The sequence below is a fragment of the Actinoplanes sp. GCM10030250 genome (assembly GCF_042666575.1).
GTDB lineage: Bacteria > Actinomycetota > Actinomycetes > Mycobacteriales > Micromonosporaceae > Actinoplanes.
The window spans coordinates 107,945-122,782 of sequence record NZ_JBHTDO010000020.1; the positions used below are offsets into that span (position 1 = coordinate 107,945).

At 71.4% G+C, this 14,838-nt stretch carries 11 protein-coding genes; 8 read left to right on the forward strand and 3 right to left on the reverse strand.

Annotation, left to right across the window (positions count from 1 at the left end; all coding sequences use genetic code 11):
• Positions 1-93: 93 nt before the first annotated feature.
• A complete protein-coding gene (locus ACFQV6_RS24655; RefSeq protein WP_378029940.1) occupies positions 94-2,964 on the forward strand; it encodes an RICIN domain-containing protein in 2,871 nt (956 codons plus the stop codon).
• Positions 2,964-7,460 carry a glycoside hydrolase family 2 TIM barrel-domain containing protein gene (locus tag ACFQV6_RS24660; protein ID WP_378029999.1) on the forward strand — a complete coding sequence of 1,499 codons (4,497 nt, stop codon included), beginning with the start codon at positions 2,964-2,966 and terminating at the stop codon, positions 7,458-7,460. Before ACFQV6_RS24655 ends, ACFQV6_RS24660 begins: the two co-directional genes overlap by 1 nt.
• A gap of 10 nt (positions 7,461-7,470) precedes the next feature.
• Here the strand turns inward: ACFQV6_RS24660 and ACFQV6_RS24665 are convergent, their stop codons facing one another.
• Positions 7,471-8,388: a saccharopine dehydrogenase gene (locus tag ACFQV6_RS24665; protein WP_378029941.1), complete on the reverse strand. Its 918-nt coding sequence runs from the start codon at positions 8,386-8,388 to the stop codon at positions 7,471-7,473.
• Positions 8,389-8,459: 71 nt separating this feature from the next.
• Here ACFQV6_RS24665 and ACFQV6_RS24670 point away from each other — a divergent pair, with 71 nt between their 5' ends.
• From ACFQV6_RS24670 to ACFQV6_RS24680, 3 genes are read left to right on the forward strand one after another with little or no spacing between them, the layout of a single operon-like run.
• The gene (locus tag ACFQV6_RS24670) at positions 8,460-9,407 is read left to right on the forward strand and encodes a helix-turn-helix domain-containing protein (protein WP_378029942.1); all 948 of its coding nucleotides are present in this window, start codon (positions 8,460-8,462) and stop codon (positions 9,405-9,407) included.
• A gap of 3 nt (positions 9,408-9,410) precedes the next feature.
• Positions 9,411-9,791 (forward strand): ArsR/SmtB family transcription factor, encoded by a 381-nt coding sequence (locus ACFQV6_RS24675; RefSeq protein ID WP_378029943.1) that lies wholly within the window; start codon positions 9,411-9,413, stop codon positions 9,789-9,791.
• Complete coding sequence (locus tag ACFQV6_RS24680) at positions 9,788-10,267, forward strand: SRPBCC family protein (RefSeq protein ID WP_378029944.1); 480 nt, start codon at positions 9,788-9,790, stop codon at positions 10,265-10,267. Before ACFQV6_RS24675 ends, ACFQV6_RS24680 begins: the two co-directional genes overlap by 4 nt.
• 106 nt (positions 10,268-10,373) lie before the next feature.
• Here the strand turns inward: ACFQV6_RS24680 and ACFQV6_RS24685 are convergent, their stop codons facing one another.
• On the reverse strand, positions 10,374-11,258 hold the full coding sequence (locus tag ACFQV6_RS24685) for an alpha/beta fold hydrolase (protein WP_378029945.1): 885 nt from the start codon (positions 11,256-11,258) through the stop codon (positions 10,374-10,376).
• 124 nt (positions 11,259-11,382) lie between these two features.
• On the opposite strand from ACFQV6_RS24685, the gene ACFQV6_RS24690 reads away from it, so the two are divergent.
• On the forward strand, positions 11,383-12,168 hold the full coding sequence (locus tag ACFQV6_RS24690; protein ID WP_378029946.1) for a polysaccharide lyase family 7 protein: 786 nt from the start codon (positions 11,383-11,385) through the stop codon (positions 12,166-12,168).
• Positions 12,169-12,259: 91 nt separating this feature from the next.
• Here ACFQV6_RS24690 and ACFQV6_RS24695 read toward each other — a convergent pair whose 3' ends face one another.
• A complete protein-coding gene (locus ACFQV6_RS24695; RefSeq protein ID WP_378029947.1) occupies positions 12,260-12,595 on the reverse strand; it encodes an STAS domain-containing protein in 336 nt (111 codons plus the stop codon).
• A 293-nt stretch (positions 12,596-12,888) separates the two neighbouring features.
• Between ACFQV6_RS24695 and ACFQV6_RS24700 the strand changes: the two genes are divergently transcribed.
• On the forward strand, positions 12,889-14,040 hold the full coding sequence (locus tag ACFQV6_RS24700) for a sensor histidine kinase (RefSeq protein WP_378029948.1): 1,152 nt from the start codon (positions 12,889-12,891) through the stop codon (positions 14,038-14,040).
• A complete protein-coding gene (locus tag ACFQV6_RS24705) occupies positions 14,037-14,696 on the forward strand; it encodes a response regulator transcription factor (protein WP_378029949.1) in 660 nt (219 codons plus the stop codon). Before ACFQV6_RS24700 ends, ACFQV6_RS24705 begins: the two co-directional genes overlap by 4 nt.
• The last annotated feature ends 142 nt before the right edge of the window (positions 14,697-14,838 follow it).

Sequence of the window (14,838 nt, forward strand, 5' to 3'; positions counted from 1 at the left end):
CCGGCGCCTGAGCGCTGGCGTGTGATCCGCCGAATGGTAACGTAACCATCGATGGTGCTCCATGCGCCGCGTTGCCGTTCGAAGGAGCCCGCCATGGCCGGACGTGTCGCCCAGCGCCTCGTGGCGGGAGTGGCCGCCGCTCTGCTCACCGTGACGCTCCCGGCCGTTCCCGCGACGGCCGCCGACGACCCGCTTCCCGGCGTCACGATCGGCATCGACCCGTCCTACCAGCAGCCGGCCTTCGAGGGGTGGGGGACCAGCCTCGTCTGGTTCGCCAACATCACCGGCGGCTATCCGGAGCCGATCCGCCGCAGGCTCGCCGACATGCTCTTCGGGGACGACGGGCTGCGGCTCAACATCGCCCGCTACAACATCGGCGGCGGCAACGCTCCAGGCGTTCGCGACGACTACATGAAGCGGGGCGCGACGATGCCCGGCTTCTGGCGGGCCCCGCCCGGCACCACCCAGGCCGATCGGGACTGGTGGGATCCGGCCGACCCGGACCACTGGGACCTGGACGCCGACGGGAACCAGCGCTGGTGGATCGACCAGATCAAGGACAAGGTCACGCACTGGGAGGCGTTCAGCAACTCCCCGCCGTGGTTCCAGACGGTCAGCGGTTACGTCTCCGGCGGTTTCAACGCCGGCACCGACCAGATCCGCACCGAGACCCTCGACGACTTCGCCACCTATCTGGTCCGGGTCGCCGAGCACATCGAGGACACGCACGGCATCACCTTCGACACCATCGACCCGCTCAACGAGCCGAACACCAGCTACTGGGGTACCACGCTCGGCGCGGACGGGCAGCCCACCGGCGGGCGGCAGGAGGGCGCGCACGCCGGGCCGGCCCTGCAGCAGCAGGTCATCCTGGCCCTGCGCGACAAGGCCCGGGCCGCGGGGCTCGGCGTCTCCGCGATGGACGAGACCAACCCCGGCATCTTCATGACCAACTGGAACGCGTACACCGCCGAGGCGCGGGCAGCTGTCGACCAGCTCAACGTGCACACCTACGGCACCGGCCAGCGGACCAGCGCCCGGGACGCGGCGAAGGCGGCCGGTAAGACGCTCTGGATGAGCGAGGTCGAGGGCAACTGGGGACCGGGTACGACCGACTACACCGGGATGCTGCCGGGCCTCGGCATCGCCACCCGGATGATCGACGACATCCGCGAGCTGGAGCCGTCCGCCTGGGTGCTCTGGCAGCCGATCGAGGACGCCGGGCCGCAGCAGGCGGGCAACGGCAACTGGGGCAGCATCCACGTCCCGTTCACCTGCACCGGCGCGGACACCCTGGAGACCTGCCCGGTCCGGACCAACACGAAGTACGACACGATCCGCAACTTCACCCACCACATCCGGCCCGGCGACCGGTTCGTCAAGGTCGACGACACGTCGAGCGTCGCCGCGATCAAGCCGGCCGGCGCGAGGGCGACGGTGGTGCACGCCAACTCGGGCACCACCGCCCGGTCCGTCACGCTGGACCTGTCGCGCTTCCGTACCGTCCGGCCCGGCGCCACGGTCACCCCGATCGTGTCGAGCGCCGCCGGTGGCCTGGTCCGCGGCACGCCGGTGCGGGTCCGGCACCACCGGGCCACGCTGACCGTGCCCGCCCAGTCGGTGACCACGTTCGTCGTCGACGGCGTGGCGGGGGCCGCCCGCGACGCCGCGCTGATCCAGCCCGGGCACGTCTACCGCCTGGAGGGTGTGCCCAGCGGCCTGTCGCTCGCCCCGGACGCCTCCGGCACTGGTGCGGTGCTGCGCGACGGCGCTCTCTGGGAGTTCCGCGCCTCGGGCGAGGTGGTGAGCGCGACGAACGGAAAGCGGCTGGCGGTCCGGGACAGCGCGCTGGTCCTGGAGGGCGTAGGGACCGGAACCGACGAGGCGGCCCGGTGGCTGAGATCCACCACCGGCGACGGCACCTGGACCCTGGTCAACGCCGGGACCGGCCGGCTGATCGACGTCACCGGGCAGGCCACCACCAGCGGCAGCCCGGTCGGCACCTTCACGCCGACCTCGGGGGCCAACCAGCGCTGGACCATCGTCGACGAGACAGTCCTCCGCACCGTGACCGCTGAAGCCCACACGGTCCCGAGGCTGGCACCCGTGCTCCCGGCGACGGTCACCCCGGTCTACCGGGACGGCGCGCGGGGGAGCCTGCCGGTCACCTGGAAGCTGCCATCCGAGCGTGCCTGGCGCCGGCCGGGTCAGGTGAAGGTCACCGGCGTCGCGACCGATCCGCTCGGCGGCAGGCACCGGGCCATCGTGGTGGTCACCGTCGACACCTTCACCCGCACGCTGCCCACCGAAGCCACGACCTACACCGGCGGGCGCCCGTCGCTGCCGGCGACCGTCACCGGCATCGGCCGCCATGGCGGCCGCGCCGACCTCCCGGTTTCCTGGGAGACACCGCCGGCGGGCACGTTCGACCAGGTCGGGGACGTTATCGTACGGGGAACCGCACACGTCGCCGACGGCTCCACCCGCACCGCCACCGCCCGGGTCCGCGTGGTCCAGCCGGTCGAGGTGAACGCGGCGCTCGACAACGGTGTGGCGGTGACCGCGACCTACACCGAGAGCGGCTACTCGCCCGCCGCGCTGCGTAACGGCAACCGCACCGAGAAGGCCTGGTCCAACTGGCGCTCCGGCACCAAGAACCCATCGGACACGATCACCGTGGCGCTTCCCGCCGAGAAGGACCCGACCCGGGTCGTCACCTGGTTCCACCGGGACGGCACCAACGTCAGCTTCCCGCAGAGCCTGCGGATCCAGACTCGGGACCCGGCCGGCACGTGGTCCGACGCGAGCGCCGAGATACCGGTCGGCAGCGAGGGCACACCCGTGATCGACGTTCCGTTCAACAGCGGCCCGGTCACCGGGGTACGCGTGGTGATGACCGCCCGCCCGTCGGGCTACATCACCGCCAGTGAGGTCGAGGTCTACGTGAAGGCGGTGCCCCGGTGATGAACCGGCTCCTGCACGCGGCGGTCGCCGCGGTGCTGCTGCTCAGCTTCCCCGCGGTGCCGCAGTTCGCCTCCCGGGTCGCTCCCGGTGACGGTCCGCGCAGCGTCGAGGACGTCTACCGCTACCTCGAGAACCCGGAGATGACCGCCGAGGGCCAGGAGGCGCCGCACGCCGACCTGCGCCCCTACGGTGACCTCGCCACCGCCGCGAAGGACACCACCGAGCACGCCGCCCGCTCACCGTTCGTCACCAGCCTGAACGGCGGCTGGCGGATGCGGCTGTTCGACCGGCCGGACGACGTGCCCGCCGCGTTCGCCGCCGCCGGGTTCGACGCCTCGTCGTGGCCGAAAGTGACAGTGCCGCACACGTGGCAGTCCGATTTCGCCGACCACCCGATGTTCCGCAACATCCCGGAGGAGGTCTGGCCGGACAGCCCGCCGAACGTGCCCCGCGACGTCAACCCGACCGGCGCCTACGTGCGGGACTTCGAGGTGCCGCGAAACTGGGACGGTGGCCGGGAGTTCCTCCGCTTCGAGGGCGTGACCAGCGGTTACTTCGTCTGGGTGAATGGCTCCTACGCCGGTTACGACCAGGGCGGCTACACGCCGGCCGAGTTCGACGTGACGAGCCTGGTCAAGCCGGGCCGCAACACGGTCGCCGTCCAGGTGCACCGCTGGGGCTCCGGCTCCTACCTGGAGGACTTCGACCAGTGGCGGTACAGCGGCATCTTCCGGGACGTGTGGTTGTACCGGACGGAACAGGTGCGGCTGCGGGACGCGTACGTCACGACCGATCTTGACGACGCCCACCGGGACGCGCTGCTCTCCGCCCGTGTCGACGTGGCCGGCGAAGCGGAGGGTTACGCGGTGCGCGGCACGCTGCGCGACGCCGGCGGCCGGACTGTCGTCACCATGAGTGAGCCGGTGGGGCAGGACGGGCGGGTCACCCTGAGCGCGCCGGTGAGCAACCCGGCGAAGTGGACGGCCGAGGAACCCAGCCTCTACACGCTGGGCCTGGAACTGCTCGCGCCGGGTGGGCGCGCCGCGCACATCACCGCGCAGGCGGTCGGGTTCCGCGAGATCTCGGTACGGGACAAGCAGCTCCTCGTCAACGGACAGCGCATCCTGGTCAAGGGCGTGAACCGGGCCGAGACCGATCCGGACACCGGCCGTCACGTCACCCGCGCCGCGCAGCGCAACGACGTGTTCCTGATGAAGCGGCTGCACCTGAACGCGGTCCGCACCGCCCACTACCCCTCCGACCCGCACCTCTACGACCTGGCGAACCGATACGGGCTCTGGGTCGACGACGAGGTCGACATCGAGACGCACTCCCGGGAGAACTGCCCCGCCAACTGCCTGGCGTCGCGCCCGGAGTGGCAGGCCGCGTTCGCCGACCGTTTCCAGGCGATGGTGGCCCGGGACAAGAACCATCCGAGCGTGCTCATGTGGGACACCGGCAACGAGGCCGGGCTCGGTACCGCGCACCACGCGATGGCCGCCTGGGCGGACACCGCCGAACCGACCCGGCCGCTCTACCACCAGTCGAACTCGCCGGACGGTGACGCGCCGTTCGCCGACGTCAGCGGTCCGCGCTATCCGACACCCGCGTCGGTGGAGAACAAGGCCCGCACCGGCACCAAGCCGATCGTGATGGGCGAGTACGCCCACGCCATGGGCAACAGCATGGGCAACTTCGACCAGTTCTGGGCGATCGCCCGGCGCGAGCCGTCGATGCAGGGCGGCTTCGTGTGGGACTGGGCCGACCAGAACCTGCGCCAGCCGCTGTTCACCACCCCCGACTCGTCGGGCAACCGGATCCAGGCGTTCCTCGTCGGCAAGCCCTCGCTGGTCGCCGGGCACCGGGGGCAGGCGGTCAGCCTGTCCAGCCTCGACGACTTCGTGGACGTGTTCCGCGACCGGCGGCTGGACGTCAGCTCGGCGGTGACGCTCGACGCCTGGGTACGGCCGGGGCAGTGGGCGAGCAGCTTCCCGATCCTCACGAAGGGCCGGGCGTACGCGCTGCAGATGCGTGACCAGGACACCCTGGAGTTCGGCGTCGACACCGGTTCGTTCACGACCGTCGCCGCTGACGTTCCGGCCGACTGGTACGACAACTGGCACCGGGTCACCGGCGTCTACGACGGGTCGGCTCTACAGCTCTACATCGACGGCACCCTCGCGGGTTCCGTCGCGCAGACCGGCGCTGTCGACCCCGGGCTCTACGAGGTCAACGTCGGCCGCAACGCGGAGACCCAGCAGGACGACCTGCGCGGGCGCACCGGTCGCGGGCTCGTCGACGACGTACGGATCTACGGCTCGGCGCTGACACCGGCGCAGCTCGCGGCGGACCCGTCCGGCGACGCGCTGCTGGCTCTCGGCTTCGACCGGGCCGATCGCCGCGGTGACTTCCTCAGCCTCGGGCTCAGCCTCTCCGGCACCGACGGCATGGTCACCTCGGACCGGCGGCTCCAGCCGGAGACGAACGAGGTGGCCTGGGCGCACTCGCCGCTGCGGATCACCGCGGTGGACGCGGCGGCCGGCCTGGTCCGGGTGCACAACGAGCAGCCGGCGGGGGAGTTGAGACTGCGGCTCAGGTGGTCGCTGACCGAGGTTGACCGGCGGTTGCGTGGCGGGGCCCGGGACGTGGTCCTGGCACCCGGGCAGAGTGTCGACCTGAGTCTCGGCGCGGTGCCGGCGAACCCGTACGACCGGCAGCGGTGGCTCACCGTGGCGGCCGAGACGCTCACCGATCTTCCCTGGGCGCGGCGAGGGTGGAAGTTCGCCGAGGAGCAGTTCGCGGTGGGCGGCCGCGTGGTGCCGGGCATCCTCCCGGGACCGCCGGCGGGCGGGGCGCCCGCGCTGACCCGGGACGGCGACGCGATCACGGTGCGCGGGGACGGCTGGCGGTACCGGTTCGAGGACGGAGCGCTCACCTCGTTCGCCGCCGACGGGCGTGAGCTGCTGAAGGCCGGGCCGGAACTGGATGTGATCCGGCCGCCGACGAGCAACGAGACGTACGGCTGGGGCACCGCCGACCGCAACGTCTGGCACGACGTCGGTCTCGACAACCTGCGCACCACTGTCGAGGAGGTCACCACGTCGGCCGGGGGCGGCGCGGCGGTGATCACGGTGAAGAGCACGGCGGCGGGAACCGGCGTGTCGTTCCGGCAGACCATGAGCTACCGCATCGACGCCCGGGGCACGGTGACGCTGGCGCACGACGTGCGGGCCGCCGGCACCATGCCCTACCTGCCGCGGCTCGGTGTCGCGCTGAAGGTGCCCGGGTCGATGGACGACTTCGCCTGGTACGGGACCGGGCCGCACGAGACCTACAACGACCGGCAGAGCGCGGCGACGACCGGGGTGTGGCGGAGCACGGTGGACGAGCAGTACGTGCCGTATTCGCGGCCGCAGGCGTACGGCAACCACACCGGCACGCACTGGGCGACCCTGAGCGACGGGCGCCGGTCCGGCCTGCTGGTCGGCAGCCCGGTGGGGTCGGACCTGGACGTCAGCGTGACCCGCTACGACGACCTGGACCGGGCCGAGTACGACCATCAGCTGCCGCTCGTTCGCAACCGGGACTGGGTCACGCTGCACGCGGCGACGGGCGAGACCGGCATGGGGGAGACGCCGAACTCGGTGCTCGCGCCCTACCGGCTGTCGCCGAACGGCACCTACAGCTACGAGCTGGTGCTGCGGCCGCTGACCGCCCGGGAGATCCGCGCTGGTGGGGTGGTCGACTCCCGGGCCGCCGCGCCGTGCCCGCCGGACGTCGAGCTGCTCACCGACGGTGAGATGGCGGCCGGGGCCACCGAACGGGTCACGGTACGGGTCACCGAGCGCTGCGCGGCCGGACTGCGCGACGTCACGGCGGCTCTGGCGGTGCCGGCCGGCTGGGAGGTTTCGCGGGACGGCCTCGCGTTCGACGTCACGGTTCCGGCGGGTGCCGACTGGGGGAGTCATCAGCTGACGGCCACCGTCACGTCGACGTCCGCGGACGGGTTCCGCAGCACGGTGGCGGATACGGCGACTGTGCGTACGCCGCTGCCGGCCGGGTCGCTGTGGGTGAGCGATCTGCCGTTTGTGGAGTCCGTCAACGGCTGGGGGCCGGTCGAACGGGATCGCAGCAACGCCGAGCAGCCCGCGGGTGACGGCCGGCCGCTGACCGTCGGTGGTGTCGTCTACGACAAGGGCCTCGGCGCGCACGCGGTGTCCCGGGTGGCCGTCGACCTGGCCGGGCGTGGGTGTACGGCGTTCCGGGCTGATGCCGGGGTGGACGACGAGATGGGGTCGTCGGGGTCGGTGACGTTCGAGGTGTGGGTGGACGGGTCGCTGCGTGCGCAGAGTGGGCGGCTCACGGGGTCGGCGGGCGCCCAGGCGATCGAGGCTGACGTGACCGGCGGCAGCCGCCTGGAGCTGCGGCTGACCGACGCCGGTGACGGCAACGGAGCCGATCACGGTGACTGGGCGGCCGCCCGGCTGACCTGCTGAAGGCCGCCGTTCACCACTCGCCCGTCAGGAAGGACGGGCTCAGCGACTCCAGGAAGTCCTTGGCGTCGAACCGGGCGCCGGCCGTTGCCACGCCCGCCCAGGCGCCGTCGCCGGCCAGCACCCGGCACGCCGCCTCCACCACCAGCGGAGCGGTCACCGCGTAGATGTCCCGGCCGCTCGCGACCGCCCGGCGCTGCTCGCCGCCCGATCTGGCGGTCACCTCCACCAGGAACCGCTGGTCGGATCGCGGTCCGAGCGGGTTCCCGGCGCGCAGGTCCGCCACGGCGTTGCCGGTCATGTACGTGGCGATCTCCGGCACGTCGAGGTGCGTCGGGATGGTCGCGCTGTCGGCCATGGTGAACTCGCCGATCACCGGCTGGGTCCCGATCGGAGCGGGGAAGGTCCACTCGCCCCGCGGTGCGTCGCCGGCCCGGAAGCGCAGGCGGCTGCCGGTGTAGGCGATGCGGCGACCGTCGCGGCGCTGCGCGGACACCCGGCCCGTCGCCAGGGTGCCGGCCGTGGGGTGCCAGCTGCTCAGCGCGTACGCGATGGTGATCTGCTCCAGGGCCGGCCACGTCCCCGCCGCAGCCGTCGCGAGAAGGTCTCCGAGCCCGCCGTAGAAGGCCACCGCGGGCACGATCGGGATCGGCGCGCCGGCGAAGCCCGCGAAGGTGTCCGCGACGACCTCGAGTTCCGCGGTGACGTCGAGGTAGGGGATGCCGGCCCGGATCGCCGCCTCGATCACCGGCCGTGCCGTCGCCGCGAACGGCCCGGCGCAGTTGATCACGGCGTCGGCGTACCGCAGGGCGGTGTCCAGGTCGGTGCCGCGCCCGCAGGGGATCGGGGTCAGGCCGCGCCGCCGCAGCTCGCCGACGACAAAACCGCCGGTGTGACCGGATGCGCCCATGACCGCTACTCGCTTGTTCATGCTGATCAGCGTTCCTCCCACGGCCGGGAGCCGACAGTGTCCGTAACGACGTCTCCCGTACAGTTTCGGACATGGCCTCGGTCGCCCTGGCCGTCACCGACGGCACCCCCCTGTTCGAGCTCGCCCTGGCGTGCGAGGTCTTCGGCGTCGACCGGGACCTCGCCGAACCCTGGTACGACTTCACCGTGTGCGGCGAGGACGACGCGCGGGTCGGCGGCTGGCTCCGGGCCGGGATCAAGGACGGCCTGGACGTCCTGGCCGGCGCGGACACCGTGATCGTCCCGTCGGTCGGCGACATCGCCGGTCCGCAGCCGCCCGCGCTGGTCGAGGCCGTCCGCGCGGCCCACGAGGCCGGGGCGCGGGTGGCGTCGCTCTGCACCGGAGCGTTCGTCCTCGCCGAGGCCGGGCTGCTCGACGGCCGCCGCGCGACGACCCACTGGGCGCACACGGAGTTGCTGCACGAGCGGTTCCCCGGGCTGTACGTCGACCCGGACGTGCTCTACATCGACGAGGGCAGCGTCCTGACCTCGGCGGGCAAGGCTGCCGGGCTGGATCTGTGCCTGCATCTCGTACGTCTTGATCACGGCGCCGCGGTGGCCAACGCCCTCGCCCGCAGCCTGGTGGTTCCGCCGCACCGGGAGGGCGGCCAGGCGCAGTTCATCCCGGCCGCGGTGACGCACGGGCGCAACCACGCGCTGGCCGGTCTGCTGCCCTGGGTGCTGGACCGTCTCGATCAGCCGCTCACCGTGCGTGAGATGGCCCGCCAGGCCGGGATGAGCTCGCGCAACCTGGCCCGGCACTTCACCGCGGTGACCGGTACGACGCCGTTGCGCTGGCTGCTCACGCAGCGGGTGCGGCGGGCTCAGGAGCTGCTCGAGACGTCGGATCTGAGCGTGGAGCAGGTCGCCGCCCGCACCGGGATGGGCACCGCGACGACGCTGCGCCGGCACTTCAGCTCGCGGGTGGGCGTGCCTCCGGAGAGTTATCGGCGCACGTTCCGGGGGTCGCCAGAAGCGTAACCGATGGGTTACGCTTCCGCGGTGGACGACGTCGCGGCAGCCATCGCCGACCCGGTGCGCCGCGGCATCCTGGAGATGCTGCGGGACGGGCCGCTGGCCGCACGCCTGATCGCCGGGCGGTTCTCGATCACCCGGCCCGCCGTCAGCCGGCACCTGCGGGTGCTGCGCGAGTGCGGCCTGGTCCGGGATGCGCTGGTCGGGCGCGAGCGCGTCTACTCGGCGGATCCGTCGCGGCTGGCCGAGCTGCGCGACTGGATCGACAGCTTCGACCGGGCCGCCGCGTGGGACCAGCGACTCGACGCGCTGCGGATCGAGGTCCACCGCACCCGCCGCGATCGCCGTCAGGGTGGCGTGGCTCCCGACCGGCACGAGGAGACAGCGTGAGGCGTTTGGTCCGTACCGACAAAGGCAGTGATCTTGTCTTGACCCGCAGCTTCCGTGCGGAGATCGAGGACGTCTGGGCGAGCGTCACCGAGCCGGAGCGCACCGCGAGGTGGTTCGGCGCCTGGGAGGGCGAGGCGGCGCCGGGCCGCACCATCAAGGTCCAGATGGCGTACGAGGAAAGTGCACCCTGGATGGACATGCGCATCGAGGCATGTGAACCGCCACGCAGGCTCGAACTCTTCAGCAGCGACGAGAACGGCGAGTGGCGGATCGAGCTGCTGCTGACCCACGACGGCGGCCGCACCGAGCTCAGCCTGATCCATCACCTCCTCAGCGACGAGGGTGTCGGCGAGTTCGGCCCCGGCTGGGAGTATTACCTGGACATGCTCGTCGCCGCCCGCGACGGCACACCCCGGCCCACCTTCGACGACTACTACCCGTCGATGAAAGCCGACTTCGAGGCCCTCCGCAACTGACCGCGGTGCGGGGAGGCGGGGTACGCGCACACGGTTGGGATTGTGTGCGCGTCCACCCTCGTCCCGGGCCCCACCCGCGCACACGCAACCCCAACGTGCGCACCTGCTAACGCCGGTGAAGCGCGTCCAGGGCGTCCACGACCGCCTCCGGGTTCTCCTCCGCCATGTGATGACCCGACTCGACAGCCAACCCCTGAACCTCACGCGCCCAGGACCGCCAGATCGCCAGCGGATCCCCGTAGAGATCCTCCATGTCGTCCCGGGCCGACCACAGGAACAGCGTGGGACACTGCACCACCCGCCCGGCCGCCCGATCCGCCTCCTCGTGAGCCCGATCGACTCCGAGACCGGCCCGATAATCCTCCAGCATCGCCCGCACCGTCTCCGGGTCGTGAATCGCCGCCCGGAACTCCTGGTAGTTCTCCTGCCCCATCACGTCCGGATCCCCGCCGTACCAGGCATCCGGGTCCGCCATGATCGCCCGCTCCGGCTTGTCCGGCACGGCGAAGAAGAACCAGTGGTACCAGTCCCGGGCGAACTTCGCGTCGCACCGGGCCAGCGCCTCGCTGATCGGCACACCGTCCATCACGGCGAGCCGGGTGACCGCCCACGGATGGTCCAGGGCGAGCCGCAGCGCCACGTAGCAGCCGCGATCGTGCCCGGCGACCGTGAACGTGTCGTGCCCGAGACGCCGCATGAGCTCGGCCAGATCACCGGCGACGGCCCGTTTGGACTGCTGGGAGTGGTCGGGAAGCAGGGCCGCCGTGCCGGACCGCCCGTAGCCCCGCATGTCCGGGCAGACCACGGAGTACCCGCGTTCCACCAGCGAGGGCGCGACCCGGTGCCAGGTCGAACCGGTCCGCGGATGACCGTGGATCAGCAGCACGGGTGGTCCCTCGCCGCCGTGCCGTACCCGCAGTTCCACCCCGGCGACCCGGATGCGCTCGTCCTCGAAACCTTCGAACATGACCTCTCGGTTACCCGAGATCACGCGCCGATCGTACATTTAAGGTTATTTAAGGTTGGAAGAGCCGGGGGATTCTTGAGCGTCGATCGAGGGGCTGATTTCATTTAAGTGTCTTACCGATTCCCCCCACCGGTAAATGAGGTCCCCCATGCGCAGGCGTACCCTGCTCGCCGTTGCCCTGTCCGCCACCGCTGCCGGCGCTCTCGGCGCCGTCGGGATGACCAACGCGTCGGCCGCGACGCTCGACCCGAACCTGCCGCCCGGCGGCAACTTCGACCTCTCGGTCTGGTCGCTGCAGCTGCCCGTCGGCTCGCCCGGCAGCCCCGAGACCATCTCACCGGCGCGTCTCAAGGGCGCCGGCGGTTACACCAACCCGACGTTCTTCTGGACCGACAAGAACGACGGCTCGATGACCTTCTGGGCGCCGGAGAAGGGCGTGACCACGCCCAACTCGAAGTACGCCCGGTCCGAACTGCGGGAGATGAACGCCAACGGCAGCGCGGCGAACTGGACCCTCGCGGGCAACCACACGCTCAGCGCCCAGCTGCGGGTGGTGTCGGTGACCAAGAACGTCGCGGTCGGCCAGGTCAAGCTCGGCACCGGCGGCTCGTCGACCAAGCCGCTCGCGGAGCTCTACTACCGGCCGAACGGCGACATCTACTTCGGCACCCAGAACTCGCCGGACGCCAGCGGCCAGACCCTGCACAAGGTAGGTAACGTGCCGCTCGGCGTGAAGTGGACCTACGTCATCAACGTCAACGGCAACAAGATCAACTTCACCATCAACGGTACGAAGACGACCTACACGATTCCGTCGGCGTTCAACCCGTACCGGCAGTACTTCAAGGCCGGCTCCTACAACCAGTCCTCCTCGGAGAGCACCTCCAACGGCGCGAAGGTCAAGTTCTACAGCCTGACCGTCCAGCACGCCTGACCGGGGGCGAAGGCCGGCTCCCGGCGCTGCACTCGGGGCGAGGCCGGCTCCTGGCGCTGCACTCGGGGCGGCGCCGGGAACCGGCCGCCCATCACCGATCCACGAGGTGCCCGAGCCCGACGACCGTGATCACCCGGTCGACGATGCCGGTGGTGCCGGCCAGCCGGAACACGATGCCGGCCTGCTCGGCGGCGAGAAACGCGTCGATGATCGCGCTGATCGCCTCGGAGTCGATGAACCGCACTTTGCGCATGTCGACGACGACGCGGCCACTCGTACCGGCGTCGATGGGTGCGAGCATGGCGTCGCGGAGCTGGTCGCGCGAGTCCAGGTCGAACTCGCCGCTGAGCAGAATCCGCGACGTCACCACGCCGTCGGCGCCGGTGCCCGGAGGCTCCGGGAGAATGGTGAAGTAATCGTCCGTCACGGCTATTTGTCTACCAGCAAATATTTACAGTTCCACAGCGGCTCGGTCACGATCCCGACGAGTTCACCCGCTTCTTGACGGTCCGGCCGGGCGCGGGGTCCGGCTCACCCGCGGCGAGCACGCTGAGAGCCGCGACGGCGAGGGCGGCCAGGCGGGCGGGGCTGCGGTAAGACGTCCACTCCGCAGTAGTGATGTGATGCTGTGCATGCCGCCGTTTCTACGGCGCGGGCGGTAACACGGCGGGAACGGGCGCTGTCACCCCCCTGTTATGCGCGGCCGGGCATGCTGGGCGGATGTTCGGGTTACGCCGCGGCACCGTGGGCGCACAGTTCACCCTCCTGTACGCCACCGTCTTCCTCGTCTCCGGCGCGCTCCTGCTGGTGCTGAACCTCCTGCTCTTCGAGGGCGGCATGAGCCAGACCGTGCCGGCGGGCGACCCGCTGGTCCTGGCCGGCCCGTCCGCCGCGCAGCAGCGCATCCAGGCTCTGGAGAGCCAGCTGACCGAGGCGCAGACACAGCAGAGCCGTCAGCTGCTGACCGGGGCGCTGGTCGCGCTGGTCGTGATGGCGCTGGTGTCGCTGCCGCTCGGGCGGCTGCTGGCGCGGCGCGTCCTCCAGCCGCTGCGGCTGATCACCGGGGCGACCCGGCGGATCTCCGCGGAGAGCCTGGACCGGCGGTTGTCGGTCACCGGGCCCGCCGACGAGGTGAAGGACCTCGCCGACACCATCGACGAGCTGCTGGAACGGCTCGAGGCGTCGTTCACCGCGCAGCGCCGTTTCGTCGCCAACGCGGCCCATGAGCTGCGGACGCCGCTGGCGACCATGCGCGCCTCGGTCGACGTCGCCGCCGCGAAACCCGAGCCGCACGCGTCGACGGTTGCGCTCGCGGATCGGGTACGCGTACAGCTGGATCGTGTCGACCATCTGCTGGATGGGTTCCTGGTGCTGGCGCGTGCCGAACATGGGGTGCCGGCGGACACCGTACCCATCGATCTGAAGCCTTTGATCGGCACTGCCCTGGGTGAGCGAAGCGCTCAGATCGCCGCGAAACGGCTCGGTGTGACCACCGATCTGCCGGAGGGTGCCGTTGTGCTCGGTAGCCCGGTGCTGCTGGCTCGGCTGGTGTCGAATGTCGTCGACAACGCGGTCACCCACAACGGGGACGACGGCTGGATCACCGTCACCGCGTCGGTCGCCCCGGGTGAGACGGCCTTGGTGGTCGAGACGGGTGGGCCGGTGCTGGACCAGGGTGAGGTCGACCGGCTGGCGCGGCCTTTCGAACGGCTCGGCACCCCGCGCGTCGGCTCGGTCGGGCTCGGGCTGTCGATCGTCGACGCGGTCGCCGGCGCCCACGGAGGGCGGCTCACCCTGCATGCCCGCCCCGAAGGTGGTCTTCGCGTCACGGTCACCCTGCCCGGGCCCGCTGGTGATGTGGAGCGCGCATGAGGATCCTCGTCGTGGAGGACGACCACCCGCTCGCCGACGTCGTCGCCGAAGGACTGACCGACGCCGGGATGGCCGTCGACCTCGCCCACGACGGACTGAGCGCCGCCGCCAAACTCGACCTCACCGACTACGACGTGGTGGTCCTCGACCGTGACCTGCCCGGACTGCACGGCGACGCCCTCTGCCAGATGATCACCGACTCGGCGGCCCGGCCGATGGTCCTGATGCTGACCGCCGCCGGCGCGCCCGGCGACCGGGTCAGCGGGCTCACCCTCGGCGCCGACGACTACCTCGGCAAGCCGTTCCACTTTCCCGAACTGATCCTGCGCGTCCGCGCCCTGGCCCGCCGCAAACCCGACGCCCGCCCGCGCACCCTGCGCGCCGCCGGCATCGAGCTGGACCCGGTTCGCCGCACCGCCGTACGCGACGGCCGCGACCTGAACCTGTCGGTCAAGGAGTTCGCCCTGCTCGAAGCGCTGCTGCGGGCCAGCCCCGGCTTCCTCAGCGCCGAATCCCTGCTCGACCAGGTCTGGGACGAGAACGCCGACCGCTTCACCAACACCGTCACGGTGACGATCGGCCGCCTCCGCCGCAAACTCGGCGACCCACCGATCCTCACCACCACTCCGGGGGTCGGCTACCGCATCCAGCTCTAGTTCGCTCGGCTGGCGCTCAGTGGTGCTTTTCGGGCGCGGGGGCACCGCTCACGTCCAGCCGGTTCGCTCGGCTGGCGCTCAGTGGTGCTTTGGCGGCGCGGGGGCACCGCTCACGTCCAGCCGGGGTGGGGGACACGGATCG

Coding starts and splice junctions, on each gene's coding strand:
- ACFQV6_RS24655 (WP_378029940.1), top strand. CDS start 94: ATGGCCGGACGTGTCGCCCAGCGCCTCGTGGCGGGAGTGGCCGCCGCT.
- ACFQV6_RS24660 (WP_378029999.1), top strand. CDS start 2,964: ATGAACCGGCTCCTGCACGCGGCGGTCGCCGCGGTGCTGCTGCTCAGC.
- ACFQV6_RS24665 (WP_378029941.1), bottom strand. CDS start 8,388: ATGAACAAGCGAGTAGCGGTCATGGGCGCATCCGGTCACACCGGCGGT.
- ACFQV6_RS24670 (WP_378029942.1), top strand. CDS start 8,460: ATGGCCTCGGTCGCCCTGGCCGTCACCGACGGCACCCCCCTGTTCGAG.
- ACFQV6_RS24675 (WP_378029943.1), top strand. CDS start 9,411: ATGGGTTACGCTTCCGCGGTGGACGACGTCGCGGCAGCCATCGCCGAC.
- ACFQV6_RS24690 (WP_378029946.1), top strand. CDS start 11,383: ATGCGCAGGCGTACCCTGCTCGCCGTTGCCCTGTCCGCCACCGCTGCC.
- ACFQV6_RS24700 (WP_378029948.1), top strand. CDS start 12,889: ATGTTCGGGTTACGCCGCGGCACCGTGGGCGCACAGTTCACCCTCCTG.
- ACFQV6_RS24705 (WP_378029949.1), top strand. CDS start 14,037: ATGAGGATCCTCGTCGTGGAGGACGACCACCCGCTCGCCGACGTCGTC.